We start from the raw sequence: 24,283 nt of genomic DNA, 5'->3' as shown, positions 1-24,283 counted from the left end.
TGCGTCAACCACCTTGGCCGCTTTTGATGCGGCTGTGATCTGACGTTTATTTACGATGCTTCAGGCATATTTTTCACCTTTTTGTTTGTGGTTTTCCGCAACATTTTTTTGAGATTTTGGGCGGCTTCCCATTGTCTGTAGCTGTCGATATTCATCTCAAGAATGGTTGAGTGGTGAACAAGACGATCGATTGCTGCAACGGTCATGGCCTTATCTTGAAAAATATTGTCCCATCCGCTAAAAGGTTGATTGGCAGCAATTGCAATACTTCGGTACTCATATCGTCTGGCGATCAATTCAAAGAGCACGGATGTTTCAGATATATCCCTTTGTGCATAGGTAATATCATCGAGAATGATGAGATCAAATTTATCGAGTTTTGCGAGGGCGTTTTCGAGCATAAGTTCACGTCTGGCAGCCTGGAGTTTTTGCACCAGATCACTGGTTTGCGTATAGAGCACACGGTATCCAGCCTCTATAAGAGCATAACCTACGGCGCATAGGAGATGAGTTTTTCCTCCCCCTGAATTTCCAATGGCAATCAGATTTGCTCTTGCGTCAATCCAGTCACCGGCAGACAAGGCTTCGACCTGCGCCTTTTTCACGTTAGGCAGCCGCTTGAAGTTAAAAGTGGCCAGAGTTTTTCCGCCCAGCAGGTTTGATGCGTTGAGATGGCGTTGAATGCGTCGCGTGTCCCTTTCGGCCAATTCATATTCGGCCAAAACGGCAAGGAACCTGGCTGCTGACCAGCCCTCCTTGTCGGATTGGATTGCGATATCTTGCCAGTGTTTGTGAAAGCTGGGTAATCGTAAGTCAGTTAGCATAAGAGGCAGCTTGTGCTGATCCACTTCAATGTTTGTCATGCCCGATCCTCCAACAGAGTATCAAAGACTGATAATGAAGGTTGAACCACGGGAATATCAGGAGGTAAATCCGTGTTCTTTTTTGTGATATTCAGCTTAAGTTTTTTTGCGCAAGGTAGCCTTCCTGCATTGATTTCTCTCGAAATCAGGTGCGCGACTTCGGCCTCACAAGCCTCTTCGTGCGCAAGGAAAAGTATCCCAACCATCTGACGACACGCATCTCTGCGGGACAACTTTTTCTGAAACAATGTCCAGGCCAGGGAGTACTCGGTTCTTGGAAAAATACTGTCACGATAAATAGAATTGGCGAGTGCCTGAGGTTTACGTTTGAGAGCATGAATGACGTGATGATAATTGATAACATGAATGCGGGGGCCTTTGCCGTGCCCCCGCTCACGAGAATGGCTGACGACATGAGTGCTGCCTAGATAGGCTTCTATCCGGTTATCGTAAATATGGACACGCAAGCGTTGACCAATTAGGCGAGAAGGGGCGCTATAAAAAACCTGCTTAACTAAAAAACCACTTGTTTTGGTAACTCTCGACACGACTTCAGTGTAATCTGTTGTTCGCCGAGGAGGTAACGCCTTGAGAGATTTCAACTCTGTTTGGATATCTTGGTCACGATGTTTGTTCCGTCTAGCAATCAGCTCGTCCAAAAATCGCCGATACTCATCCAAAGTGTCAAAGTCATTACTGCCACGCAAAATCAGGGCCTGCTTTATCGCAGTCTTAAGGTGACCGTGGTGAGATTCAATGGCACCGTTCTCGTGTGATTCCCCTCTGTTATTTCGACTGGCCTCCATACCGTAGTGCTCAACAAAAGCAGAATAACGTTTGGTAATGTCCTCCTTTTCCTCAACGCTCAAATTCCGAAAGGCCGCAGACAGGCTGTCGGTCCGGTGGTTTTCAGGAGCGCCCCCCAAGGACCAAAGCGCATTTTGTAAGTTCTCCGCAAGGGCTGTAAAACTCTCACCGCCAAGTACGACCCCAACATGTTCCCATCGGCTATATACCAGAACAAAATGATAGAGCCGATGCACCAAAGGATCTCCTGCAATGGTAATACTTAAGTCGGCTGCATCCGTGAAATCTGATTGGCCCATGTAACCCGGCTCAGGTGTTTGCCTGAAAATGATATCCTTTTCAGGGCCATTCAGAGCCCGCCATCCCCGAACTCGGCGCTCTAACGTGCGCTTGACACGGTCATCGGGAAAACGGAGCGGATAGAGGCTCTGTATGTGGCGCAACAAAGTAATGGGTTTGACCGAGTTGTCTTTATCCAAAATGGGAAGGATGTCCTTATCCCAGATATCTTCAAGCGGATCAGAAACTGTTCGCCCTCGCTTTATATTGCGTTGTGACGGTAAAGTCGCATCAACGTCAAATCGGCGGGCCGTGCGTTCGCTAAACCCTGCGCGGGCAGCGGCGGTTCGTTGACCATGAGTTTTTCTATCTGTCATGTAAAGTCTCAGTTGTTCATCTGTGATAAATTTATACGGCAAACAGGTTCCTCCAATTACATCTAGAGGTTCCTAATTTATCAACTCACAGCAGCTTGTAACTAACACCAAATTAAGCCTTGGCCGGTGGATCTGATTATCAAACGGGCACGCCCTTTTTAATGATCAGATCCACCGGCCAAGGTGGTTGTCGCAACCGGCCAAGGTTATTGTCGCTGAACAGTGGTGATTATAATCTTGCTCCAGGGTACCGATAATATTGGTTATAGTGCTATCTGCAGCTTTGAATTTTGTAAAATTTGGTAATGATACCTTTTGTGATTTTAAAAGTGTCTCATTCAGGGAATTCTCATTTGCTTTTAGTTCTTGAAGCATGAGACTGAGTTCTTGCATGTGGACGGGGTGAATTTTTCTTGATTCCACAAATGCAAATATCAGAATTAGGCTAAGAGTAAGCCCAAAAGTACCGGCTGCAATTTTAAAGATATCACCATTCATTTAACGTTCATCCCACTGATTGGTAATTTTAAAAAGTCATCAAAAATTACTGATTTGCGATATGGGGATAAGGTCGAATGTCCAAAAATAAGTAACCAGAGAGAGGGATTTATCCGTATATATCACTGTTACCTTTACGATAGATGGTTGTGTCTTTGGATTACTTATGGTGGTGCATAAAGTTTAATTATTGGTAAAACTCACTTTAAGAAAAACCTATGTAGTAGCCAAATTACAATTCTTTAGGCAAAAAAAAGCCCGAGGCTTTATAAACTGCCTCGGGCTAAATATTCTTATTAGCTAAAACTATATATATCCTAGAGAAGCTCTAGAGCCATAGCTGTGGCTTCACCGCCGCCTATACAAAGACTGGCAATTCCTTTTGTTCCACCCGTTTGTTTCAGAGCATGTAAAAGAGTAACTATAAGACGTGTACCTGAGGCTCCAATTGGGTGTCCCAAGGCACAGGCACCTCCATTTACATTGACTTTTTCTGGTGACAAATTGAGATCACGAATGGCTGCTATTGTTACAATGGCAAAAGCTTCGTTGATTTCATAGAGATCAACCTCTTCACTTGTCCATCCTGCTTTATCCAGAACTTTGTTGATGGCACCAACCGGAGCCGTGGTGAACCAGCAAGGTTCTTGCGAATGGGTGGCGTGAGCCTGAATGGAAGCAAGAGGCTTGAGGCCGCGTTTTTCTGCTTCTGATTTACGCATCAACACGAGGGCTGCAGCACCATCAGAAATGGAAGATGAAGAGGCTGCGGTTACTGTTCCATCAGGACGGAAAGCCGGACGAAGTTTAGGAATTTTGTTGGTGTCTACAGCAAAAGGTTGCTCATCAGTTTCAACCAGGGTTTCGCTTTTGCGGTTCTTTACTGTAAGAGGCTCGATCTCTTCTTTGAAGTGGCCTGCTTCGGTTGCCTTTTTAGCTCGGTTAAGGCTTTCGATGGCAAAAGCGTCTTGTTCTTCGCGGGTCGCTTCATATTTATCGGCTGTGTTTTCAGCAAAGGTCCCCATCAGGCCGCCTTTGTCGAAGTAGGCATCTTCAAGGCCATCCATAAACATGTGGTCGACGACGGTTCCGTGGCCCATACGCATACCACCACGTGCTTTTGGAAGAACGTAGGGTGCATTAGTCATACTTTCCATGCCACCAGCCACAATAACATCAACCGTACCTGCTTTCAGTGCGTCATGGGCCAGCATGGCTGTTTTCATTCCAGAACCACAGACTTTGTTTACCGTTGTGCAACCTGCTGATAAGGGAAGGCCACCTTTTATGGCTGCCTGACGAGCAGGGGCTTGGCCAAGGCCTGCAGGAAGTACGCAGCCCATCATGACCTCTTCGACATCTTCGGCAGAAATACCTGCGCGGGAAACAGCAGCTTTAATCGCCGCGGCACCGAGGTCGGTTGTAGAAAGGGGAGACAGGACACCCTGGAAAGATCCCATAGGGGTACGGGCGGCAGAAACGATTACAATTGGGTCAGTCATTGAATTTTCCGATAGTTAAGATCTGGAGCAGATTTAAGCAATGCTAGGCTTACTCTTGATTTAGGCAAGGCGGACGGAACCATCAAGGCGGATGGTCGAACCGTTCAAGAATGCATTCTCACAAATGTGAGCGACAAGGCTTGCAAACTCTTCAGGCTGGCCCAGACGTTTAGGGTGCAGGCTCTTTTCAACTAGTGCGTCTTTTACTTTATCGGACATAGCAGCAATCATTGGGGTTTCCATGATCCCAGGGGCAATGGCCATAACACGGATTGCACTGCGTGCTAATTCTCTTGAAAGCGGAAGGGTCAGTGAGGCAACACCACCCTTAGAAGCTGCATAGGCTGCCTGACCAATTTGCCCTTCCCAAGCGGCAATAGAGGCTGTGTTGATGATAACACCCCGTTCGCCATCAATCTCATCGTAAGTGACCATGCGTTCGGCAGCCAGTCGCATAAGGTTGAAGGCACCGACAAGGTTGATATCAATGGTTTTACGGAAAAGATCGAGATCGTGCGCCCCTTCGCGACCTACCAATTTCGCACCTGGTGCGATACCAGCACAGTTAACGACAATTCGTATTGGACCCAGGGCGTTTTCGATTGCCATAATGGCTGATTGAACGCCGTCTGGATCTGTCACGTCAGCTGTTACAGCTACCGCATCAAGGTCTTCTGCAACCTTGTTCACGCCCTCATCATTGAGATCCAAAAGACCACAGTGAACACCTTTGGATGTTAAATGGCGGGCAACAGCTTCACCCAGTCCAGAACCTGCGCCAGTGATGAGCGCTGTAAGACCAGATAGTTTCATGACTTTGTTCCTCTTACGATAAATCTATATGTGTTGTTTGGGGCTCGAGAGCAGTTTTAATCTGCTTTCTCCATCACCCGTGAGAGTTTTGAATTTGGTTTTCGGCCGAGTATTCCTGCTATGAACCACGCGGTATCAACCAACTTGTCGAGATCAACACCGGTATCCACCTGCATACCCTTGAACAGGTAAGCCACATCTTCAGTTGCAACATTACCAGAGGCTCCTTTGGCGTAAGGACAGCCGCCAAGACCTGCGACAGAAGTATCAAAGACCGAGATCCCCATGTCCCACGAAGCATAAATGTTGGCTAAGGCTTGACCGTAGGTGTCGTGGTAATGACCCGCGAGATGTTCTATGGGAACGGTTTTGGCAACGGCCTCGATCATTGATCTTGTGGATAATGGAGTGCCAACCCCAATGGTGTCGCCGAGACTTATTTCACAACAGCCCATATCAAAGAGCTCTTTTGAGACTTCTGCCACTTTTTGTGGGGAAATTTCACCTTCATAAGGACAGCCAAGGACGCAGGAAACATAGCCACGCACTCTAATTTCAGCTTTTTTAGCTGCTTCAATTACAGGGGTGAAGCGTTCCAGGCTTTCCTTGATGGAACAATTGATATTCTTTTGCGAAAAGCTTTCAGAGGCTGCACCAAAAACAGCAATTTCGGTAACCTTGGCCTCGATTGCGCGCTCCAACCCTTTCATGTTTGGTGTGAGCACGGAATAGCAAATTTGTTCGTGTCTTTTGATCCCTGCGAGAACCTCACTGGCATCAGCCATTTGTGGAACCCATTTGGGAGAAACAAACGCGCTGGCTTCAATTGTCGTAAGGCCAGTTTCCGACAGTCGGTTTATGAGCTCGATTTTGGCTTCCGTAGATACCAATTCTTTTTCGTTCTGCAAGCCGTCTCGTGGGCCGACTTCGACGAGTTTTACCTGATTTGGTTTCGAAGCAGACATTTTATTCCTCTACCTCAAGTTCTACCAAGATATCGCCTTCATTAACCTGATCATTTTCTTGGGCAAGGAATGCACTGATCTTGCCTTTGCTAGGGGCGACGATGGTGTGTTCCATCTTCATAGCCTCAAGAACCAGTAAAGGTGCGCCGGGTTCTACCTCGTCACCTACGGCAGCAAAAAGTTTAACGATCTTACCTGGCATCGGTGCGCGAAGGCCGCCTGTATCTTCGTCTAAATCTTCTGCCGCTATCAGTGGGTCGAAAAGCGCCAATTGATGATGTGTGCCATTGATAAAGATATGACGTTCAAGTCCGTTGATAATTGCGGAGGCTTTGATGGCATGACCGTCGATATTTGCTTCTATCTGATCACCCATAACTTGGCCTGTTACGTCGTACTGCGTATCGCCGATTTCTAATGAAAAGCCCTGGGCGTGATAAATAACGTTTATCGCATGTTCTTTTTCGTCCTCGGTAAAGCGGAGCTTGCGACTTGCGCGGCCCCCCAACCGCCATCCATCTTGCGACCCCCAAGGAGAATAAGGATCGCTTTCGGGTACTTGCGGTTTATGGCCAAGGAGCTCTACCAATGAGGCAAGGATCAGGGCTTTGTCAGGAACAGGTTGAGCTGCTGGAAATAGTGTAGAGTGTTCGCGTTCAATGAGGCCCGTATCCAGTTCAGCCGCCTTGAAAGGCTGCACATTTGCCAACCTCGATAAAAAGGCAACGTTTGTGGTCAGGCCAACTATGTGGGTTTCGTCCAATGCGGAACTTAATCGTCCCAAGGCTTTTTCACGGTTCTCGTCCCAAGTGATCAACTTGGCAATCATGGGATCATAGTGTGGGGAGACGGTACCGCCTTGCTCAACCCCGGCATCAATACGGATGTTTTCTGAAGGAGCTGGAAAGGACAATCTGACAAGATCACCTGTCGCGGGCAGAAAATCATTGTTGGGATCTTCGGCATAAATGCGTGCCTCGAATGCATGACCAGTGAGGGTGATTTCATCTTGTTGAGCAGGGAGTGGCTCACCTGAAGCTATACGAAGTTGCCATTCCACAAGATCCAACCCGGTAATCATCTCTGTAACCGGATGTTCGACTTGAAGCCGAGTGTTCATTTCCATGAAATAGAACTCGCCACTGGGATCAAGTAAGAACTCAACTGTTCCCGCACCGCGATAGCCAACAGCCTCGGCCGCGGCAATAGCTGCTTTGTGCATGCCGGTCCGAGTTTTATCACTCAATCCGGGGGCTGGGGCTTCTTCTATGACCTTTTGATGGCGACGTTGCGAAGAACAATCGCGCTCAAACAGGTGAATGGTGCTGCCATGATTATCGGCAAAGACCTGTATTTCCACATGGCGGGGATTTTCGATGAACTTTTCAATAAGTACCCGATCATCGCCAAAAGCTGCTTTGGCTTCACGCTGACAAGAGGCAAGAGCTTCGACAAAATCATCTGGGGAATGGACAATTCTCATTCCCTTACCGCCACCACCAGAAGAGGCCTTGATCATTACGGGATAGCCAATGCGATCTGCTTGTGATGAGAGAAGTTCAGGAGCCTGTTCTTCGCCTTCATAACCAGGAGAAAGAGGGACGCCAGCCTCACGCATCAAGCGTTTGGATGCTGATTTGTCGCCCATATCGATAATGGAAGAGGCAGGGGGACCAATAAAAACAATATCCGATTTTGCACAGTTTTCAGCAAAGGAAGCATTTTCAGATAGGAAGCCATAGCCGGGATGTACGGCTTCAGCACCTGTTTGTTTGGCAACCTCAAGGATCCGGTCAGCTAACAAATAACTTTCAGCTGGGGCAGGGGGGCCGATATGAACGGCTTCGTCGGCTTCTCTGACAAAGGGGGCATCCCGGTCTGCATCTGAAAATACGGCAACCGTTTTTACGCCCATCAAATGAGCGGAGCGGATAATACGTCTGGCAATTTCACCACGGTTTGCAATGAGGATCTTTTTAAACATCAATTCATTCCCAACGAGTATTGCTCAAATTCAAGCAACCCAAGAAGCTTTACGTTTTTCAAAAAATGCTGCGAGGCCTTCTCGACCTTCTGGCTTGAGGCGTTGACTAGCAATAAGCTCTGCCGTCTCATTCATAAGTGTCTCGTCCAATTGCCGGTTGCTCACAGTTTGGATGAGGTCTTTTGCTACGCCCAAAGCATCAGGTGCGGCGAGGCCCAAAGAGGAAAGCAACCCTTCTATCAGATCATCGAGTTGCTCATCCTTACAATGTTCGTGGACAAATCCGATTTCAGCCGCTTTCTCTGCACGAAAAATTTCTGCGGTGAGGAAGTATCGTCGCGCTTGTCTCTCGCCCATGGCAGAGACCACGTAGGGGGCAATCGTCGCTGGAACCAGACCGAGCTTTACTTCCGATAAGCAGAACTTTGCATATTCACCCGCCACTGCGATATCGGCGGCTGCGGTTAATCCAACCCCACCACCAAATGCAGCCCCTTGAACCCGTGCAATTACGGGCTTAGGGCATTCAGCGATTGCCTGTAACATCTGGGCTAGTTTAAGGGCATCTTCCCGATTTTCTTCTTCGGTGTATTCAGCTGCGCGCTTCATCCAGCCAAGATCGGCGCCTGCGCTGAAACTCTTACCACGGCCACCCAATACAATGGCACGAATGCTGTCTTTCTGACCGAGGTCCGTAAAGGCATTGCTGAGTTCCGAGATCATTATCTCGTCCAATGCATTGTGCACGTCGGGGCGGTTCATCCAAACCCAGGCAGCACCTTCTTTAATTTCGATTTCAAGTGTTTGATAAGTCATATCGTTACATCCTGAAAACACCAAACTTGGTGTCTTTTATTGGTGCGTTGAGAGAGGCTGAAAGACCGAGGGCTAAAACCCGACGGGTGCGAGCGGGATCGAAAACACCATCATCCCAAAGGCGGGCTGAGGCATAATAAGGAGAGCTTTGTTCTTCGAACATATCGAGCATGGGTTGCTTGAAAGTTGTTTCTTCTTCTGCAGACCAACTTCCGCCCTTGGCTTCGATATTATCGCGTTTGAGGGTCGACATCACAGAAGCAGCCTGTTCGCCGCCCATGACCGAAATCTTAGAATTCGGCCACATCCACAGGAAACGAGGCTGATAAGACCTGCCACACATTCCATAGTTACCCGCGCCAAAACTACCGCCAATCAGGACAGTGAATTTTGGGACATTCGCAGTCGCGACAGCCGTTACCATCTTGGCACCGTCTTTCGCGATACCACCTGTTTCGTATTTTCGACCAATCATAAAGCCGGAAATGTTCTGTAAGAACACCAAGGGAATACCGCGCTGGGCACAGAGTTCGATAAAGTGAGCCGCTTTCTGAGCACTTTCTGAAAAGAGAATACCATTATTAGCTACGATACCAACTGGATAACCCCAGATACGAGCGAAACCACAAACAATGGTAGTGCCGTATCTTGCTTTAAATTCATCAAACCTTGAACCATCGACGATCCGGGCGATAACTTCGCGAACATCGTAAGGGGTTTTCAAATCCGTCGGAACGACACCGTAAATTTCTTTGGGGTCGTACAGCGGCTCTTCTGGTTTTGACAGGTTAAGCTGGTTGGGTTTTTGCCAATTCAGGTTTGAAACAACATGTCGGGCAATGGTTAGCGCATGAGCATCGTTTTCTGCGAGATGATCAGCAACGCCGGAAAGGCGGGTGTGGACATCTGCCCCTCCAAGGTCTTCGGCAGAAACAACTTCTCCTGTCGCTGCTTTTACGAGAGGAGGGCCGCCGAGGAAAATGGTGCCTTGTTCTTTAACGATGATGGTCTCATCCGACATGGCGGGAACGTAGGCTCCGCCAGCTGTACAGGATCCCATAACCACTGCTATCTGTGGGATGCCCATGGATGACATTTGAGCTTGGTTGTAAAAGATGCGGCCAAAGTGATCACGATCGGGGAAGACTTCGTCTTGGTTCGGGAGGTTTGCACCGCCAGAATCAACCAAGTAGACGCAAGGTAGTCGGTTTTCCTGTGCAATTTCCTGGGCACGTAAATGCTTTTTGACGGTCATGGGATAGTAAGTACCCCCCTTAACCGTCGCATCGTTGGCAAGGATCATACATTCAACGCCAGAGACCAGCCCTATACCTGCGATAACACCTGCCGCAGCGATATTGGCATCATACATGCCATGTGCCGCAATGGGGGCAACCTCAAGGAAGGGGGAACCTGGATCAAGCAGAGCTTCGACGCGTTCTCTCGGGAGCATCTTTCCGCGTGATAGATGCTTTTCGCGTGCGCGTTCAGGACCGCCTTTTGCTGTTTCACCAAGAACTTGGTTGAGTTGGTCAACTAAGCCCTGCATATGAGCCGCATTGGCTTTGAACTCTTCCGATCTTGGAGAGATCTTTGAACGGATGACGGACATTAAGCAGTCTCCCCAAAGAGTTCTCGACCGATTAGATAGCGGCGGATCTCACTTGTTCCAGCACCGATTTCATAAAGCTTGGCATCGCGCCACAACCGACCTGTCGGGAATTCGTTGATATAGCCATTCCCCCCAAGGACCTGAATGGACTCACCTGCCATCCAAGTTGCTTTTTCAGCAGAATAGAGAATGGCCCCTGCGGCGTCCTTGCGGGTGGTCTCTCCACGATCACAGGCCTGACCAACGGCGTACACATAAGAGCGACAGGCGTTCCATGTAGCATAGATGTCTGCCATCTTGCCCTGCATCAATTGGAACTCACCAATAGCTTGGCCAAATTGTTTGCGTTCATGGATGTAGGGAATAATGATATCCAGGCAAGAGGACATAATGCCAAGCGGGCCACCCGAGAGAACAGCGCGTTCATAGTCCAAACCAGACATAAGGACCCGGACGCCACCGTTCAGTGCCCCCAGTATGTTCTCTTCTGGAACTTCGCAATCCTGGAAGACTAACTCACCAGTGTTCGATCCCCGCATTCCAAGCTTGTCGAGCTTTTGAGCCGTGGAAAATCCGGGGAAATCTTTTTCGATGATGAAGGCGGTAATACCTTTGGCTCCGGCTTCAGGATCAGTCTTGGCATAAACAACCAGCGTATCGGCATCAGGACCATTGGTGATCCACATTTTGTTACCGTTTAATACGTATCGATCGCCTTTCTTCTCGGCCTTCAAACGCATAGATACGACATCTGATCCTGCCCCCGGCTCTGACATTGCCAGAGAGCCGACGTGTTCACCGGTTATAAGCTTGGGGAGGTATTTAGCTCTTTGTTCTGGAGTTCCGTTGCGCTTAATTTGATTTACGCAAAGGTTTGAGTGCGCACCATAAGAAAGGCCGACGGAGGCCGAAGCTCGACTGAGTTCTTCCATCGTAACGATATGGGCGAGGTAGCCCATACCACTGCCACCGTATTCTTCATCCGCCGTAATGCCGAGTAATCCCATGTCACCCATCTTACGCCAGAGATCCATGGGAAATTCGTTTGTTGCGTCAATCTCAGTTGCACGCGGGGCAATCTCTGCATCGGAAAAGGCTTTTACGCTATCGCGCAACATGTCGATTTCTTCGCCGAGGTTGAAATTTAGGCTTGGGAAGTTATGGCCGGTACTCATGATCTCTATATCTCCGCTTACGGAATATTATGTGAAACAGCTTTTACGCGTTATTTGGTTTTGTTCTTTTGTATCTTTGCAATGGTTGCTGCGACATCGGGTTTGTTTTCCATGCGCATGAAGGTACCTTGAGCGGCTGCAACGTGTACTGCGCTGCCATCAGTTTGAACAGCGTGGACGTCCATTCTGGCTATTGTAACACGCCGACCTGCTCTCAGGACGGTGCCTTTTCCGATTAAAAGTTCTCCTGCGCCGGGGGCCATCATGTTGATTTTATATTCAACGGTCAGTATGGAATCATTTTCTTCGATAAGGGTGTAAGTCGCATAGCCACCGACATAATCGGCAAGTGCGCCTATGACACCACCTTGAAAGAACCCGTGATGCTGGGACAACTCATACCGAAAAGGGAGCTCCATTTCGACATATCCAGGTTCAATAACCGTCAAAGTGGCGCCGAGTGTTTTTCCAAATCCGGTATTATCGTGACTGTCTCTGATCAGTTCAGCGTAATTTGGGTTTCTTGGTTCAAAATTTGTTCTGGCCATAACGGTTATCTTCCCTGTGTTTTTTCTTTTTTATTTATCCAGCTCATCCAGTCTAAGCTGAACTGAGTTTTTAACCTCTGTGAGTTCTTCCAGAGTTTCCAAGATGTCTCTTTGTTTTTGTTCTAGCTCAGCTGTGCGTTCATTTATGCGATCTTGCAGACGCTGGAGCTGCCCTTTTTCACCCGGGGCATGGTCATACATCTCAATGATTTCCCTGACTTCCGCCAATGAAAATCCCAGTCTTTTCCCACGTAATATGAGCTTCAGTCGGGTGCGATCTCGGGGAGTGTAAAGACGCTTACGGACCTGACGTTCAGGGTTGAGGAGTTTCTCATCCTCATAAAACCGTAGCGTACGGGTCGTCACCGCAAACTCAGTGGTAAGTTCTGTGATGGTGTAATAGCGTCTTTCAGTCATAGTTATTATTATTTACGCACTTTACGTAAGCGTCAAATGAATTTAATTTACATAAATAAATCAAATACCTGTGTATTATTGATTTTGTACGTTAAGGTGATTCGTTGTGTAGATATAAAGCTGGATTTGTTAAGTTAGGGGGGAGGCGAGACGGAGATTAAGAACATGGGTAACCATGACGTCTGGATAAAAGCTTTTGATATCGAAGGCATAAAATTTAAAAAGAAACGGTTGATCTTAAGGTCTTTCACGAAAGAGGAGGTTGCTTTCCTCTTTCCTCTTTGAACTGCGACGGCAACCTGAAGTCGTGAGATATCTTTATGGGGAAGTGCATAGGATTGAAAACAGTAAAAGGGCTCTTGATAAGCACTTAGTCATAGAAGGATGAAAACTTCTGTATCCAAAGGGAGTTTCTTTGTTCATCTCGTTCATTGTAGAGCTTTAATGCCGTTTCTAGATTAAGGTTAAATACATCTTCTTTATCCTCACCGATGGCCGTTAAACGCATGGAGTACCATGCGGTTATACCACCAGGGGGAGGAGACTGAAATCTAGGGAACACCGGATCGCTTTTTTGGCTCTTCTCCGCTTTGTTGAGTAGAAAAAGATGCCGACCGCCAAGTAACCTGTTGATATGTATGGTTTCTGATAACTTTACATAGAGCAGGTATATGACAATCAACATCTCGCAGCATATTTTAGGCCTCAAAGGGCAACGTGTAAATGAAATTAAACTGGATGACGGCGGTGTTAAGATTGTCATTCACTGCAGCCGAGACGCGCGTAGGAGGGCTATAGACCCTGCTACAGGCCAGAAGGGAAGCATCAACCAGCATGTCCGCCGACAAGTAAACGACATCCCCCTTTTTGGGTATCCTTGTGTGGTCGAGATTGAGCTGGCGCAGGTTTATATTAACAAGGGCGAACGCCGCATTGAGGGGTGTGATTTTGTTGATAAAGGGTGCCGTTTCACTCACCGATTTTGCCGACTGATCAGTGGATTATGTCGGCATATGTCTATTCAAGCGGTTTCCAGACATTTGGATATACGATGGGAAACGGTCAAGAATATCGACAGGGCATACCTTATTGAAACTCTCCCTACGCTTGATCCTGCAGAGCTAACTGGCTTGGAATATATTGGTGTAGATGAAGTTGCCCGGGCGAAAGGTCATGACTACATGACGGTGGTCTACGATATGGTTGGCGGTCATCTGATCTGGGTTGAAGCAGGCCGAACTGCCGAGGTTTTTTCAAGGTTTTTGAAACAACTGCAACCAGATACAGCCTGCAAAATAAAGGCCGTAGCGATGGATATGGGGCCTGCCTACCAAAAGGCTGTCAGAGAGTCCTTGCCGTTGGCCGACATAGTATTTGACCGTTTCCACGTCATGAAAAACTACAGCAAAGCTATCCATAATCAGCGTCGACTTGAGTTCAGAAAGGCCGATCCAAGTGGTAAAGAGTTGATGAAAGGGACACATTATCTGTTGCTCAAAAATGCGGATAAGTTGAGTGAAAAACAAAGTGACAAGCTGCAAAGGTTGATGGAGAGCAATAGCAACCTGAATGCACTTTACGTCTTGAAAGAACAGCTTCAGCTGCTGTGGAGTGCCGCTTCATTTGAGGCGATGGCGGAGCAACTGGAACGTTGGTGCCTGATAGCAGATCAGTCACAGATGCTCTATCTAAAAAAGTTCGCGAAATCCCTACGGAAACATTGTGTGGGCATCTGCAACTACGCCAAACACAAGCTCACAAGCGCCAGGATAGAGGCTGGTAATGTCAGTATAGGAATGATCCGTAAGCGAGCCAGAGGCATCAAGGATACCGAATACTTCAAACTCAAAATTAGACAATCATCCATTCCAGATAATCAATCTATGCTCTATTTGAAATCCTAAATCTACTCAACAAAGCGGAGAAGTGCCGCTTTTTTCTCCGTTTATCCAATTATCAGCTAACTTTGGGTTTAGCGCCAAGGCACGAGCTAGGCCTATAATATCAGCAGAACCATCGTTGATAGTTTCTATGGCTTGTGCGTGTTTTGTGAAGCCTCCTGTTAGCATCAGTGGAATATTGGTGAGTGTCTTGGCTTGTTTCGCAAATTCCAGAAAATATATTTTACCTGAGGCAACACCATCCGAGCTTGCCTTTGCACCGGGGAAATAAGTGCCTCCACTAATATCAATTAAATCAATTGTGGTTCGATCAAGGATGCGAACGACTTCTAGGGCATCAGCTTCGGTTAAACCTCCCTCTAATTTATCCGTTGCATTTATTCTGATGCCAATTGGGAAGGTGGGGCCTACTGCGGTACGTGTCTTTTCAATAATCTCTTGAATAATACGCATTCGAGCTTCAATGGAGCCGCCATAGCCATCGGTTCGATGATTGAATAATGGTGAGAGAAACTGGCTTAGTAAAAAGCCGTGGCCGGCATGAATATGTACGCCTGTAAAGCCGGCTTTCTTTGCGTAAGATGCTGCTTGGGCATAGATATCTGGTAGCTGTTGTATTTCAGTTAAACTCATGCCGCGACTTTGCAACCCTTCAACATTCAAGGGGGAGGGCCCTGTTGGCGAGCTAACGGGCAAATGTGAAAGTGCACCCGCGTGACCTAGTTGCGGCCAGATATGAGCCCCGTTTATTGACGCACGTGACGCGAGTGAGCGCATAGCTTGATGATTAGCATGTTTTCCTAATACTAAATTTCCGGGTTTCTCAGGGAACCTAGGATCCCCTTGTACTTCTCCGATGATCGAAAGGCCTACGCCACCCTCCGCCCATTTTTCATAGAGGCGAACTTGTGCATCCGTTGGGTTGCCTTCTCCATCGCCAAGAGAATCAGACATAGGCGATTTCGCCAATCTGTTTTTGAGAACAGCACCACATGGGAGTTCTATCGAATCACACAGAGCAGGTGAGGGGTTCTTTTTCATTGAATTGCCAATCTAAATATCTAGATTTATCGATGTAAGTGGTTGCTTTTCTGTCGATGCCTTAAAGTCACTAATGTGTGTTAGTTGATAAGTTCTTCTTCGATTGCTTTCAGAAAAGTTCTGATGGAATCTTCATTGCGACGATAAAAAGTCCATTGTCCATGACGTTCAGATTCCACTAATCCTGCTTGCTTCAACAATCCCATATAATTTGAAATGGTTGATTGCGACAGACCAGCTTTCTCCTGGATGTATCCAATGCAAACTCCATCCAAATCAAGATGTTCGGGCAGGGCTGGCGGAAAGTTAGAGCGATCCTTTAGCCATTTCAAAATATTACGGCGTACAGGATTGTTAAGCACAGAGATTATTTTATCGCTATTCATATATCGAAATATATCAATATATAGGTTGTTGTCAAATAAACTTTTGAAACATCCTTTGATTAGTTGTCGGGGAGAAACAATTTACGTGCAGCAGTAACTTTTTCCACGATGAAGTCAACCGTTGCCCTAATACGGGCAAATCCTTGCAGATCAGCGTGATAAATCAGCCATAGGGTGCGCATAATTTTTACTTCGTCACGAAGTATGGGAACAAGGTTGGGGTAATGATCTGCCATAAAGCAGGGCAAAATGCAGATCCCGGCGCCAGTTGATGTGGCTTGCATTTGGGCGATTAGGTTCGTGCTGCGAAGTTGTGGGCGTAATTCTTTCCCCAGTTGAGGCACGTAATTCAGTTCTGGGGAGAAAATTAAATCCTCAATATAACCAACCATCCTGTGCCCCTGGAGCTGATCCTTGCTGGTAATGGGGCCTCGACGTTCAAGGTACTCTGGAGAAGCATAGAGCCCTAGTCGGTAATCGGTAAGCTTACGAGATCTCAGGCGGCCTTCAGTTGGGCGACTGAGGCCGATGGCAATATCAGCCTCACGTTTTGACAGGCTGAACATCCTAGGCATTGCGACGAGGTCGATTTCAAGCCCAGGGTGAGCGCGGCAAAGATCGCATATACGGGGGGCGAGAAAAAAGCTACCAAAGCCATCAGGAGTGCCTATTCTAACTGCCCCAGTTAGATCAAGGTCAGCGCCAGCGATTTCATTTTGAACACCCATGGCCATGGTTTCCATGGACTCCGCGGCGCCTAAAAGCCGGAGACCAATCTCGGTCAGTGCATAGCCTTGAGGGCCACGCTCAAACAAGGTTGCATTTAGGGCCGTTTCCAAAGCCTGAATGCGTCGGCTAACCGTGGTGTGGTCCACCTTTAAGCGTTTAGCTGCGATGGTTAGCTTTCCTGTCCGGGCAACGGCGAGGAAAGGGCGGAGGTCATTCCAGTCAAAAGTCGGGTTCATAATGTATTTTCGCACAATGGTTTGTTGCTATTAGCTATAGCTGTGCAAAAAAAACAATGCAAGTCTATGTGTCAGGATCAAAGAGCTAGTTCTTCTGCTCTGGCGATTCTTTCTCGCCATTGCATTAAAAAAAACTGAGCTTTCTACAATATACGTCGATGAGAGAGCGCTTATTCAAGCGTTGTATTCGAGTTGGCAACATACAATGAAGGAGATGCGGATATGGCCGCTGAACTCTACCACCTCATTGGTGGCGAAAAAGTAAAAGGTACTTCTGGTCGTTTTAGCGATGTTTTCTGGCCTATGACGGGTGAAGTTGCTGCAAGGGTTCCTTTGGCATCCGAAACTGAGCTGCGTGCTGCTGTTGAGAATGCAAAAGCTGCTCAGCCTGCGTGGGCTGCTACGAACCCGCAAAAACGCGCAAGGGTCATGCTTAAGTTCCTTCACCTCTGCCAGGAAAATTATGATGAGTTGGCAGACATGCTTTCTCGTGAGCACGGTAAGACGATACCGGATGCCAAAGGCGATATTCAACGTGGTCTCGAAGTTGTTGAGTTTGCCTGTGGTATTCCCCACCTTCAAAAGGGGGAGTTCACAGAAGGCGCTGGTCCAGGCATTGATATGTTCTCTATGCGCCAGCCATTGGGTGTGGTCGCGGGTATTACACCGTTCAACTTCCCGGCAATGATCCCAATGTGGAAATTTGCTCCTGCGATTGTTTCTGGTAATGCCTTTATCCTCAAGCCTTCCGAACGTGATCCTTCATTGCCATTGCGTCTTGGCGAATTGATGCTCGAAGCTGGTCTTCCTGCGGGTATTCTTAACGTTGTAAACGGCGATAAAGTATCTGTAGATGCGATCCTTGATGATCCAGATATCAAAGCTGTTGGTTTTGTTGGTTCAACCCCGATTGCAGAGTACGTCTATACCCGTGCAACGGCTCAGGGCAAACGCGCACAGTGCTTTGGTGGTGCGAAAAACCACATGATTATTATGCCGGATGCGGATCTTGATCAGGTTGCAGATGCTCTTATCGGTGCTGGTTACGGTTCTGCTGGTGAACGTTGCATGGCAATTTCAGTAGCTGTGCCTGTAGGTGAAGAAACAGCTGATCGTCTGATCGAAAAGCTAACACCACGTGTCGAGAGCCTGAGAATTGGTCTCTCCACCGACCCGGATGCTGATTTTGGACCTATGGTGACAGCCGAAGCCGTTGAACGTACCAAAGGTTATGTAGATCTTGGTATAGAAGAGGGCGCTAAGCTGGTTGTTGATGGACGCGACTTTGTCATGCAGGGCTATGAAGATGGCTTCTACATGGGTGGATGTTTGTTTGATAACGTGACTGCCGATATGCGTATTTACAAAGAAGAAATTTTTGGCCCGGTCTTGTCTGTTGTTCGTGCCAAGGATTACGAAGAAGCCCTTCGTCTTCCAAGTGAGCATGAATATGGCAACGGCGTTGCGATCTATACGCGCGATGGTGATACAGCCCGCGACTTTATGACTAAAGTAAATGTCGGCATGGTCGGTGTGAACGTGCCAATTCCTGTTCCGCTTGCGTACTACACATTTGGTGGCTGGAAACGTTCCGGTTTTGGCGATTTGAATCAACATGGACCAGATGCAATACGCTTCTACACCAAGACCAAAACAGTGACCCAACGCTGGCCTTCTGGTGTGAAAGAGGGTGCTGAGTTCTCAATCCCGACTATGGATTGATACTGAGAATACGGGGTGGTCTCAAATTACTGTGAAGGTAATCAGCGATCACCCCATAATATTTTCTGGTAACAAAAAGATTAAGCTGATGAGCCAATTTGAACTGAACGAAGAACAATGTGCAATCCAGGAGATGGCACAGGATTTCGCCCGCGATAAAATCGCTCCTTTTGCTTTGGAGTGGGATGAAAAAGAACATTTCCCCGTTGATGTCATGCGCGAAGCTGCGGCCCTTGGTATGGGGGGCATTTATGTCAGAGACGATGTAGGAGGTACTGGTCTTGGACGTCTGGATGCTGCCTTGATTTTTGAAGCGCTATCCACAGGCTGTCCTGCGGTATCAGCCTTTATCTCGATCCATAATATGGCGTCGTGGATGATCGACCGTTTTGGTACAGAAAAACAGCGTCAAAAGTGGCTGCCTTCGATGATGACCATGGATCTTATTGCCAGCTATTGTCTGACTGAACCTTCTGCAGGCTCTGATGCGGCTGCGCTCAAGACCAAAGCTGTTCGTGACGGGGACGAGTTTGTTCTTAATGGTTCAAAACAGTTTATCTCTGGGGCGGGGACTTCTGACCTTTATTTGGTCATGGCGCGTACGGGTGGTGATGGCGCTGGCGGTGTTTCCTGTTTCCTGGTTCCTAAAGATGCGCCCGGTGTATCGTTTGGTGCGAACGAAAAAAAAATGGGTTGGAAAGCCCAACCCACACGCACGGTCATCATGGAGGATGCGCGTATCCCTGCCGAAAATATGATCGGTGAAGAGGGGCAAGGTTTTAAAATTGCTATGATGGGGCTAGACGGCGGTCGCTTGAATATCGGTGCCTGTTCTCTTGGCGGTGCACAATCTGCGCTGGATAAGGCTGTAGCCTATATGGGCGAGCGCAAAGCATTTGGCAAATCTCTTGCCCAATTCCAGGGATTGCAGTTCAAGGTTGCCGACATGGCAACGGAACTCGCCGCGGCACGGACACTTCTCTATACCGCAGCAACCAAGCTGGATGCCAAGACCCATGACGCGACCCGTTGGTGTGCCATGGCCAAGCGCTTTGCTACGGACACGGGTTTCGAAGTCGCTAACGAAGCTCTGCAAATTCACGGCGGTTACGGTTACCTAGCGGATTACGGCGTTGAGAAAATCGTTCGCGATCTCAGAGTTCATCAGATCCTTGAAGGGACAAACGAGATTATGCGTCTGATTATTTCTCGCGATATTCTCAAAGGTGGTGCAGCATGACAGAAGAACTCATTGTTCGACAGGAAGGCGCTGCAGGCCGAATTACTTTGAACCGGCCAAAAGCCCTTAATGCGCTATCTTTGGATATGGTACATGGCATGTTGGCGGCTCTCGAAGCCTGGCAGACGGATGAAACCGTTCGGCTCGTTATTGTTGACGGCGCTGGTGAACGTGGCCTGTGTGCGGGGGGAGATATACGTGCCCTGTATAAATCTGGCCAGGAACAAGACGGTGTTGCTCAGCAGTTTTGGGCTGATGAATACAAACTGAATGCTTTGATTGCCAATTATCCAAAGCCTTACGTTGCCATTATGGATGGCATTGTAATGGGGGGCGGTGTCGGGGTGTCCGCTCATGGAAGTAATCGTATCGTTACGGAACGTACCATGATCGCGATGCCGGAAACTGCAATTGGTCTTTTTCCTGATGTGGGTGGGACTTGGCTGTTGGCCAATGCGCCGGGGGAAATTGGGACTTATCTCGGGTTATCAGGACATCGGGTTGGAGCACAAGATGCCATTTATGCGGGTCTGGCAGATATTGAGGTCACAAGCGAACGTCTAGCTGGTCTCATCGATGCCCTTGCTACGGCGGATTACGGTGGGAATGCACATTCGGATGTGGATGCGATCTTGCGTGGTTTCAGTATTTCAACAGGGCCAGCTGGGCTTGCAGCTCAACGAAGTGAGATCGATAGCGTTTTTTCTCATGATCGGGTTGAAGATATAGTTCTTGCCGCCAAAAATCTTGGCACGGAATGGAGCGATAAACTGGTCAAAATCCTTTTGAGGCATTCTCCACATTCTATGAAGGTTACTCTGGCGGCTATTCGAAAGGCAGCAACCCTTAGCGGTATCGAGGAGGATCTCGATATGGAATACCGCCTTGCCTTACGTATGTTCGAACGGCCTGATTTTTCAGAAGGTGTTCGCGCAGCAGTGATTGATAAAACCGGCGATCCCAAATGGGTTCCAGCAGCTTTGGAAGAAGTCTCTTTCGAGATGGTCACGGGATGCTTCAACAGTTTGGGTGATAAAGAGCTTGGTCTGGCGCCAGGATTGATCCGCTAGATTTGATGGGCCCCGGATATCCAGAGAAAATTAAGGATAAGAAAATGAAAACAATTGCATTTATTGGTTTAGGGCACATGGGTGGTCCCATGGCTGCCAACCTGGTCAAGGCCAACTATGTTGTTAAAGGAGTTGATCTATCAGAAGAAGCCAAAGCGCAGGCAAGAGAAAACGGGGTAGATATTGCAGAATCCGTTGAAGAGGCGGTGGCAGTTTCTGATGCGGTCATTACGATGCTGCCTGCCGGTAAGCACCTTTTAAGCGTCTATGAAATCACTCTAAAAGCTGCCAAATCTGGATCGCTTTATATTGATTGCTCTACGGTTGACGTTGACAGCTCTCGTACGGCGCACACAGCAGCAGAGCAAGCTGGCATGTTGTCACTTGACGCGCCGGTCTCCGGCGGTGTCAGTGGCGCTACTGCAGGTACGTTAACATTCATGGCTGGTGGTTCTAAAGAAGCCTTTGATAAGGCGCATGAACTGCTTGATGTTATGGGTGGCAAGATTGTTCACTGTGGTGGTAACGGCAATGGTCAAGCTGCTAAAATTTGCAACAATATGATCCTCGGGATCTCCATGATTGCGTCTTCAGAGGCTTTTAATCTTGCTGAAAAACTAGGGTTGGATAAACAGGCTCTGTTTGATGTTGCTTCAACGTCTTCTGGACAGTGTTGGTCAATCAATACCTATTGTCCGGTACCCGGCCCCGTTCCGACGAGCCCGGCGAACAATGATTACGAGCCAGGTTTTGCTGCTGCACTGATGCTTAAAGATCTTAAGCTTTCCCAGGATGCGGCCAAATCCAGCGGTGTTGCTACGCCATTGGGATCGCATGCGGAAGAGCTCTATCAGAGCTTTAACGACGCGGGCGGGAGTGGTACTGATTTTTCTGGTATTATTAAATTCCTTAAGGGTGAAAAGTAACTTAATGTCTTAAGTGTAAGATTACACATATGTATCAGGCCTTTGGCAAAATTAAATATGGGAAATAACCATGCTGGACCAAAGGTCGAGTTACGAAGAAGTACAAGAGGCTTTTAACTGGGAAATACCAGCCAACTACAACATAGGTGTAGATGTCTGTGATAAATGGGCAGAGCGCGAGCCAGACAGGCTGGCGCTCTGTTTTATTGATACCAAAGGAAATGTTTCTGACTATACCTTTGGGGATTTGAAAGACTATTCCAATAAACTAGCAAACTTGCTGAGTTCCACTGGGATCGTTGGAGGAGATAGAGTTGCGATCCTCCTTCCTCAATCTCTGGAGACAGCTTTTTCCCACATTGCCGCTTATAAAATGGGCTGTATAGCTCTTCCTCTTTTCATGCTCTTTGGTGTTGAAGCGCTTGAATACCGCTTGTCGAATTCGGGGGCCAAAGTTGTAATCACCAATGCAGATGGTGTGAAAAAAATATCCAAAATTCGCGACCGATTGCCTGAGTTAGAACAGGTATATTGCATTGATGGTCCGATCGAAGGGGCCAAGGATCTCCATGGTGAGCTATCAGGGCAATCTGACGACTATACCCCTGTTGTTACCAAGGCAAATGATCCCGCAGTGATTATCTATACCTCTGGAACGACTGGGCAGCCCAAGGGCGCTTTACACGCTCATAGAGTGTTACTTGGTCACTTGCCGGGTGTGGAGATGTCTCACGACTTCTTTCCTCAAGCCGGGGATAAGATCTGGACGCCAGCTGATTGGGCCTGGATTGGTGGCTTGCTCGATGTTCTTCTGCCCGCCTTGCACCACGGAGTAACGGTAGTGGCGCGTCGGTTTGAGAAGTTTACTGCAGAAGCCGCCTTTGAATTGATTGCTGAGCAGGGAATACGCAACGCCTTTATCCCACCGACAGCATTGAAAATGATGCGCACTGTTGCTGATCCAGAAAAACGCTGGGATTTGAATATGCGCTCCATCGCTTCAGGCGGTGAATCTCTTGGGACTGAACTGTTGGATTGGGGACGCAAAACTTTCGGTTTGACGATTAACGAATTTTACGGGCAAACCGAATGCAACATGATCGTTTCTTCCTGTGCAAAGATCATGGAGGCTCGTCCCGGTGTCATGGGACGCCCCGCTCCTGGCCATAACCTTGCAATTGTTGATGATGCAGGTGAAGTTGTGCCTCAGGGTACGCTTGGTAATATCGCCGTTCTATCTCCTGATCCCGTGATGTTCTTGAAATACTGGAACAACCCGGAGGCGACAAAAGCCAAGTTTGCGGGAGAGTATTTGCTAACAGGGGATACGGGCATCCTTGATGAGCAGGGGTGGATACAGTTCGTGGGGCGGGACGATGATGTCATAACCTCATCCGGCTATCGCATTGGCCCCGGAGAAATCGAGGATTGTTTGATCGGACATCCGGCCATACGCATGGCAGGTGTTGTCGGTAAACCTGATCCGCAACGCACTGAAATAGTAAAAGCTTTTATCGTTTTAAATGATGGTTATGAAGCGACGGATGACTTGACCAAAGATGTTCAGAGTTTTGTTAAAACGCAGTTAGCCGCCCATGAATACCCTCGTGAAGTCTCGTTCATCGAGGAACTCCCTATGACCACAACCGGTAAGATAATTCGCCGTGAATTAAGAAAGCTGGGATAAATTCCAGAGGTGGGATTAAAAGTCGATGAAGTTTTTCAATAGTTGCTGGATGCTTATTGTTGTTCTTCTTTCTTGTGTGTCTGCACTAGCAGGAGAAACTCCCCTCGAAGAAAAACTGGATACGGCTTTTCAGAAGGGAGACCTTTCGGGTCTTCACTCCGTCTACATTCTCCATAAAGGAGAAGTTCTGGCTGAGAGGTATTATTCAGGACAGGATCAACGGTGGGGTACTTCTCTTGGGGAGATCAAGCATTCCGCTTATCAACTTCACGATTTGAGATCGATATCCAAAAGTATAACCAGCCTTCTTTACGGCATTGCATTGGAAGAGGGTATTGTCCCAACTCTCGATGCTGTCGTTATCGATCAGTTCCCCGAATACGATGACCTCAGTAATGATCAAGAGCGCCGCAAAATTCTGATCAGAGATGTTCTGTCGATGCAGATGGGCACCGATTGGGATGAAAACCTGCCCTATAGTGATCCCCGAAACAGCGAAATCGCGATGGAAAACTCTTCTGATCGCTATCGCTTTGTGCTTGATCGCCCCATGGTCTCAACCCCTGGTGAAAAATGGACTTATAACGGTGGCGCAACCGCGTTGATTGCCGGGTTAATTGCAAAGGGTGCGGGCAAACCACTTGATGCCTATGCGAAAGAAAAGGGCTCTTCTCCGCTTTGTTGAGTAG

General features: G+C 47.9%; 23 protein-coding genes. 7 read left to right on the top strand and 16 right to left on the bottom strand.

Annotation, left to right across the window (positions count from 1 at the left end):
* Positions 1-50: 50 nt before the first annotated feature.
* From istB to ACOGW3_RS04990, 13 genes are all read right to left on the bottom strand, one after another.
* Positions 51-863, bottom strand: a complete 813-nt coding sequence (gene istB, locus ACOGW3_RS05050; protein ID WP_419901088.1) for an IS21-like element helper ATPase IstB — start codon at positions 861-863, stop codon at positions 51-53.
* Positions 860-2,368 carry an IS21 family transposase gene (gene istA, locus ACOGW3_RS05045; RefSeq protein WP_419901087.1) on the bottom strand — a complete coding sequence of 503 codons (1,509 nt, stop codon included), beginning with the start codon at positions 2,366-2,368 and terminating at the stop codon, positions 860-862. Before istA ends, istB begins: the two co-directional genes overlap by 4 nt.
* A gap of 123 nt (positions 2,369-2,491) precedes the next feature.
* Positions 2,492-2,824, bottom strand: a complete 333-nt coding sequence (locus tag ACOGW3_RS05040; RefSeq protein WP_419901976.1) for a hypothetical protein — start codon at positions 2,822-2,824, stop codon at positions 2,492-2,494.
* 317 nt (positions 2,825-3,141) lie between these two features.
* Positions 3,142-4,326: an acetyl-CoA C-acyltransferase gene (locus tag ACOGW3_RS05035; RefSeq protein ID WP_419901975.1), complete on the bottom strand. Its 1,185-nt coding sequence runs from the start codon at positions 4,324-4,326 to the stop codon at positions 3,142-3,144.
* Between the two features lie 60 nt (positions 4,327-4,386).
* Positions 4,387-5,139, bottom strand: coding sequence for an SDR family NAD(P)-dependent oxidoreductase (locus ACOGW3_RS05030; RefSeq protein ID WP_419901974.1), 753 nt, complete (start codon positions 5,137-5,139; stop codon positions 4,387-4,389).
* 56 nt (positions 5,140-5,195) lie between these two features.
* The gene (locus tag ACOGW3_RS05025; protein ID WP_419901973.1) at positions 5,196-6,104 is read right to left on the bottom strand and encodes a hydroxymethylglutaryl-CoA lyase; all 909 of its coding nucleotides are present in this window, start codon (positions 6,102-6,104) and stop codon (positions 5,196-5,198) included.
* Position 6,105: 1 nt separating this feature from the next.
* Positions 6,106-8,088, bottom strand: coding sequence for an acetyl/propionyl/methylcrotonyl-CoA carboxylase subunit alpha (locus ACOGW3_RS05020; protein WP_419901972.1), 1,983 nt, complete (start codon positions 8,086-8,088; stop codon positions 6,106-6,108).
* A 30-nt stretch (positions 8,089-8,118) separates the two neighbouring features.
* A complete protein-coding gene (locus ACOGW3_RS05015) occupies positions 8,119-8,904 on the bottom strand; it encodes an enoyl-CoA hydratase/isomerase family protein (RefSeq protein ID WP_419901971.1) in 786 nt (261 codons plus the stop codon).
* A gap of 4 nt (positions 8,905-8,908) precedes the next feature.
* Positions 8,909-10,516, bottom strand: a complete 1,608-nt coding sequence (locus ACOGW3_RS05010) for a carboxyl transferase domain-containing protein (RefSeq protein WP_419901970.1) — start codon at positions 10,514-10,516, stop codon at positions 8,909-8,911.
* Entirely contained in the window at positions 10,516-11,691 is a 1,176-nt protein-coding gene (locus ACOGW3_RS05005; protein WP_419901969.1) for an isovaleryl-CoA dehydrogenase, read from the bottom strand. Before ACOGW3_RS05005 ends, ACOGW3_RS05010 begins: the two co-directional genes overlap by 1 nt.
* A 50-nt stretch (positions 11,692-11,741) precedes the next feature.
* Entirely contained in the window at positions 11,742-12,239 is a 498-nt protein-coding gene (locus tag ACOGW3_RS05000; RefSeq protein ID WP_419901968.1) for a PaaI family thioesterase, read from the bottom strand.
* Positions 12,240-12,269: 30 nt separating this feature from the next.
* Positions 12,270-12,656, bottom strand: a complete 387-nt coding sequence (locus ACOGW3_RS04995; RefSeq protein ID WP_419901967.1) for a MerR family transcriptional regulator — start codon at positions 12,654-12,656, stop codon at positions 12,270-12,272.
* Positions 12,657-13,026: 370 nt separating this feature from the next.
* Positions 13,027-13,341, bottom strand: a complete 315-nt coding sequence (locus ACOGW3_RS04990; protein ID WP_419901966.1) for a hypothetical protein — start codon at positions 13,339-13,341, stop codon at positions 13,027-13,029.
* Between ACOGW3_RS04990 and ACOGW3_RS04985 the strand changes: the two genes are divergently transcribed.
* Positions 13,328-14,560: an ISL3 family transposase gene (locus ACOGW3_RS04985; protein WP_419901965.1), complete on the top strand. Its 1,233-nt coding sequence runs from the start codon at positions 13,328-13,330 to the stop codon at positions 14,558-14,560. The two genes, ACOGW3_RS04990 and ACOGW3_RS04985, sit on opposite strands and share 14 nt — an antisense overlap.
* A gap of 6 nt (positions 14,561-14,566) precedes the next feature.
* On the opposite strand, the gene ACOGW3_RS04980 is transcribed toward ACOGW3_RS04985, so the two are convergent.
* The 3 genes from ACOGW3_RS04980 to ACOGW3_RS04970 all read right to left on the bottom strand — a co-directional run bounded on the left by ACOGW3_RS04980 (position 14,567) and on the right by ACOGW3_RS04970 (position 16,949).
* Positions 14,567-15,598: an NADH:flavin oxidoreductase/NADH oxidase family protein gene (locus ACOGW3_RS04980; RefSeq protein ID WP_419901964.1), complete on the bottom strand. Its 1,032-nt coding sequence runs from the start codon at positions 15,596-15,598 to the stop codon at positions 14,567-14,569.
* Between the two features lie 80 nt (positions 15,599-15,678).
* On the bottom strand, positions 15,679-15,984 hold the full coding sequence (locus ACOGW3_RS04975) for an ArsR/SmtB family transcription factor (RefSeq protein WP_419901963.1): 306 nt from the start codon (positions 15,982-15,984) through the stop codon (positions 15,679-15,681).
* A gap of 59 nt (positions 15,985-16,043) precedes the next feature.
* Positions 16,044-16,949, bottom strand: a complete 906-nt coding sequence (locus tag ACOGW3_RS04970) for a LysR family transcriptional regulator (protein ID WP_419901962.1) — start codon at positions 16,947-16,949, stop codon at positions 16,044-16,046.
* A 222-nt stretch (positions 16,950-17,171) separates the two neighbouring features.
* On the opposite strand from ACOGW3_RS04970, the gene ACOGW3_RS04965 reads away from it, so the two are divergent.
* The 6 genes from ACOGW3_RS04965 to ACOGW3_RS04940 all read left to right on the top strand — a co-directional run bounded on the left by ACOGW3_RS04965 (position 17,172) and on the right by ACOGW3_RS04940 (position 24,279).
* Positions 17,172-18,671 carry a CoA-acylating methylmalonate-semialdehyde dehydrogenase gene (locus ACOGW3_RS04965; protein ID WP_419901961.1) on the top strand — a complete coding sequence of 500 codons (1,500 nt, stop codon included), beginning with the start codon at positions 17,172-17,174 and terminating at the stop codon, positions 18,669-18,671.
* Between the two features lie 88 nt (positions 18,672-18,759).
* Positions 18,760-19,911, top strand: a complete 1,152-nt coding sequence (locus tag ACOGW3_RS04960) for an isobutyryl-CoA dehydrogenase (RefSeq protein WP_419901960.1) — start codon at positions 18,760-18,762, stop codon at positions 19,909-19,911.
* Positions 19,908-20,981 carry an enoyl-CoA hydratase/isomerase family protein gene (locus ACOGW3_RS04955; protein ID WP_419901959.1) on the top strand — a complete coding sequence of 358 codons (1,074 nt, stop codon included), beginning with the start codon at positions 19,908-19,910 and terminating at the stop codon, positions 20,979-20,981. Before ACOGW3_RS04960 ends, ACOGW3_RS04955 begins: the two co-directional genes overlap by 4 nt.
* Before the next feature lie 44 nt (positions 20,982-21,025).
* A complete protein-coding gene (mmsB, locus tag ACOGW3_RS04950; RefSeq protein ID WP_419901958.1) occupies positions 21,026-21,907 on the top strand; it encodes a 3-hydroxyisobutyrate dehydrogenase in 882 nt (293 codons plus the stop codon).
* A 70-nt stretch (positions 21,908-21,977) separates the two neighbouring features.
* Positions 21,978-23,594 (top strand): acyl-CoA synthetase, encoded by a 1,617-nt coding sequence (locus ACOGW3_RS04945; RefSeq protein ID WP_419901957.1) that lies wholly within the window; start codon positions 21,978-21,980, stop codon positions 23,592-23,594.
* Between the two features lie 25 nt (positions 23,595-23,619).
* Positions 23,620-24,279, top strand: coding sequence for a serine hydrolase domain-containing protein (locus tag ACOGW3_RS04940; protein ID WP_419901956.1), 660 nt, complete (start codon positions 23,620-23,622; stop codon positions 24,277-24,279).
* The last annotated feature ends 4 nt before the right edge of the window (positions 24,280-24,283 follow it).

Source organism: Kiloniella sp. (assembly GCF_965205715.1).
In the GTDB taxonomy this organism is placed as follows: Bacteria; Pseudomonadota; Alphaproteobacteria; order Kiloniellales; family Kiloniellaceae; genus Kiloniella.
This window is presented reverse-complemented; position numbering and strand designations above follow the sequence as displayed.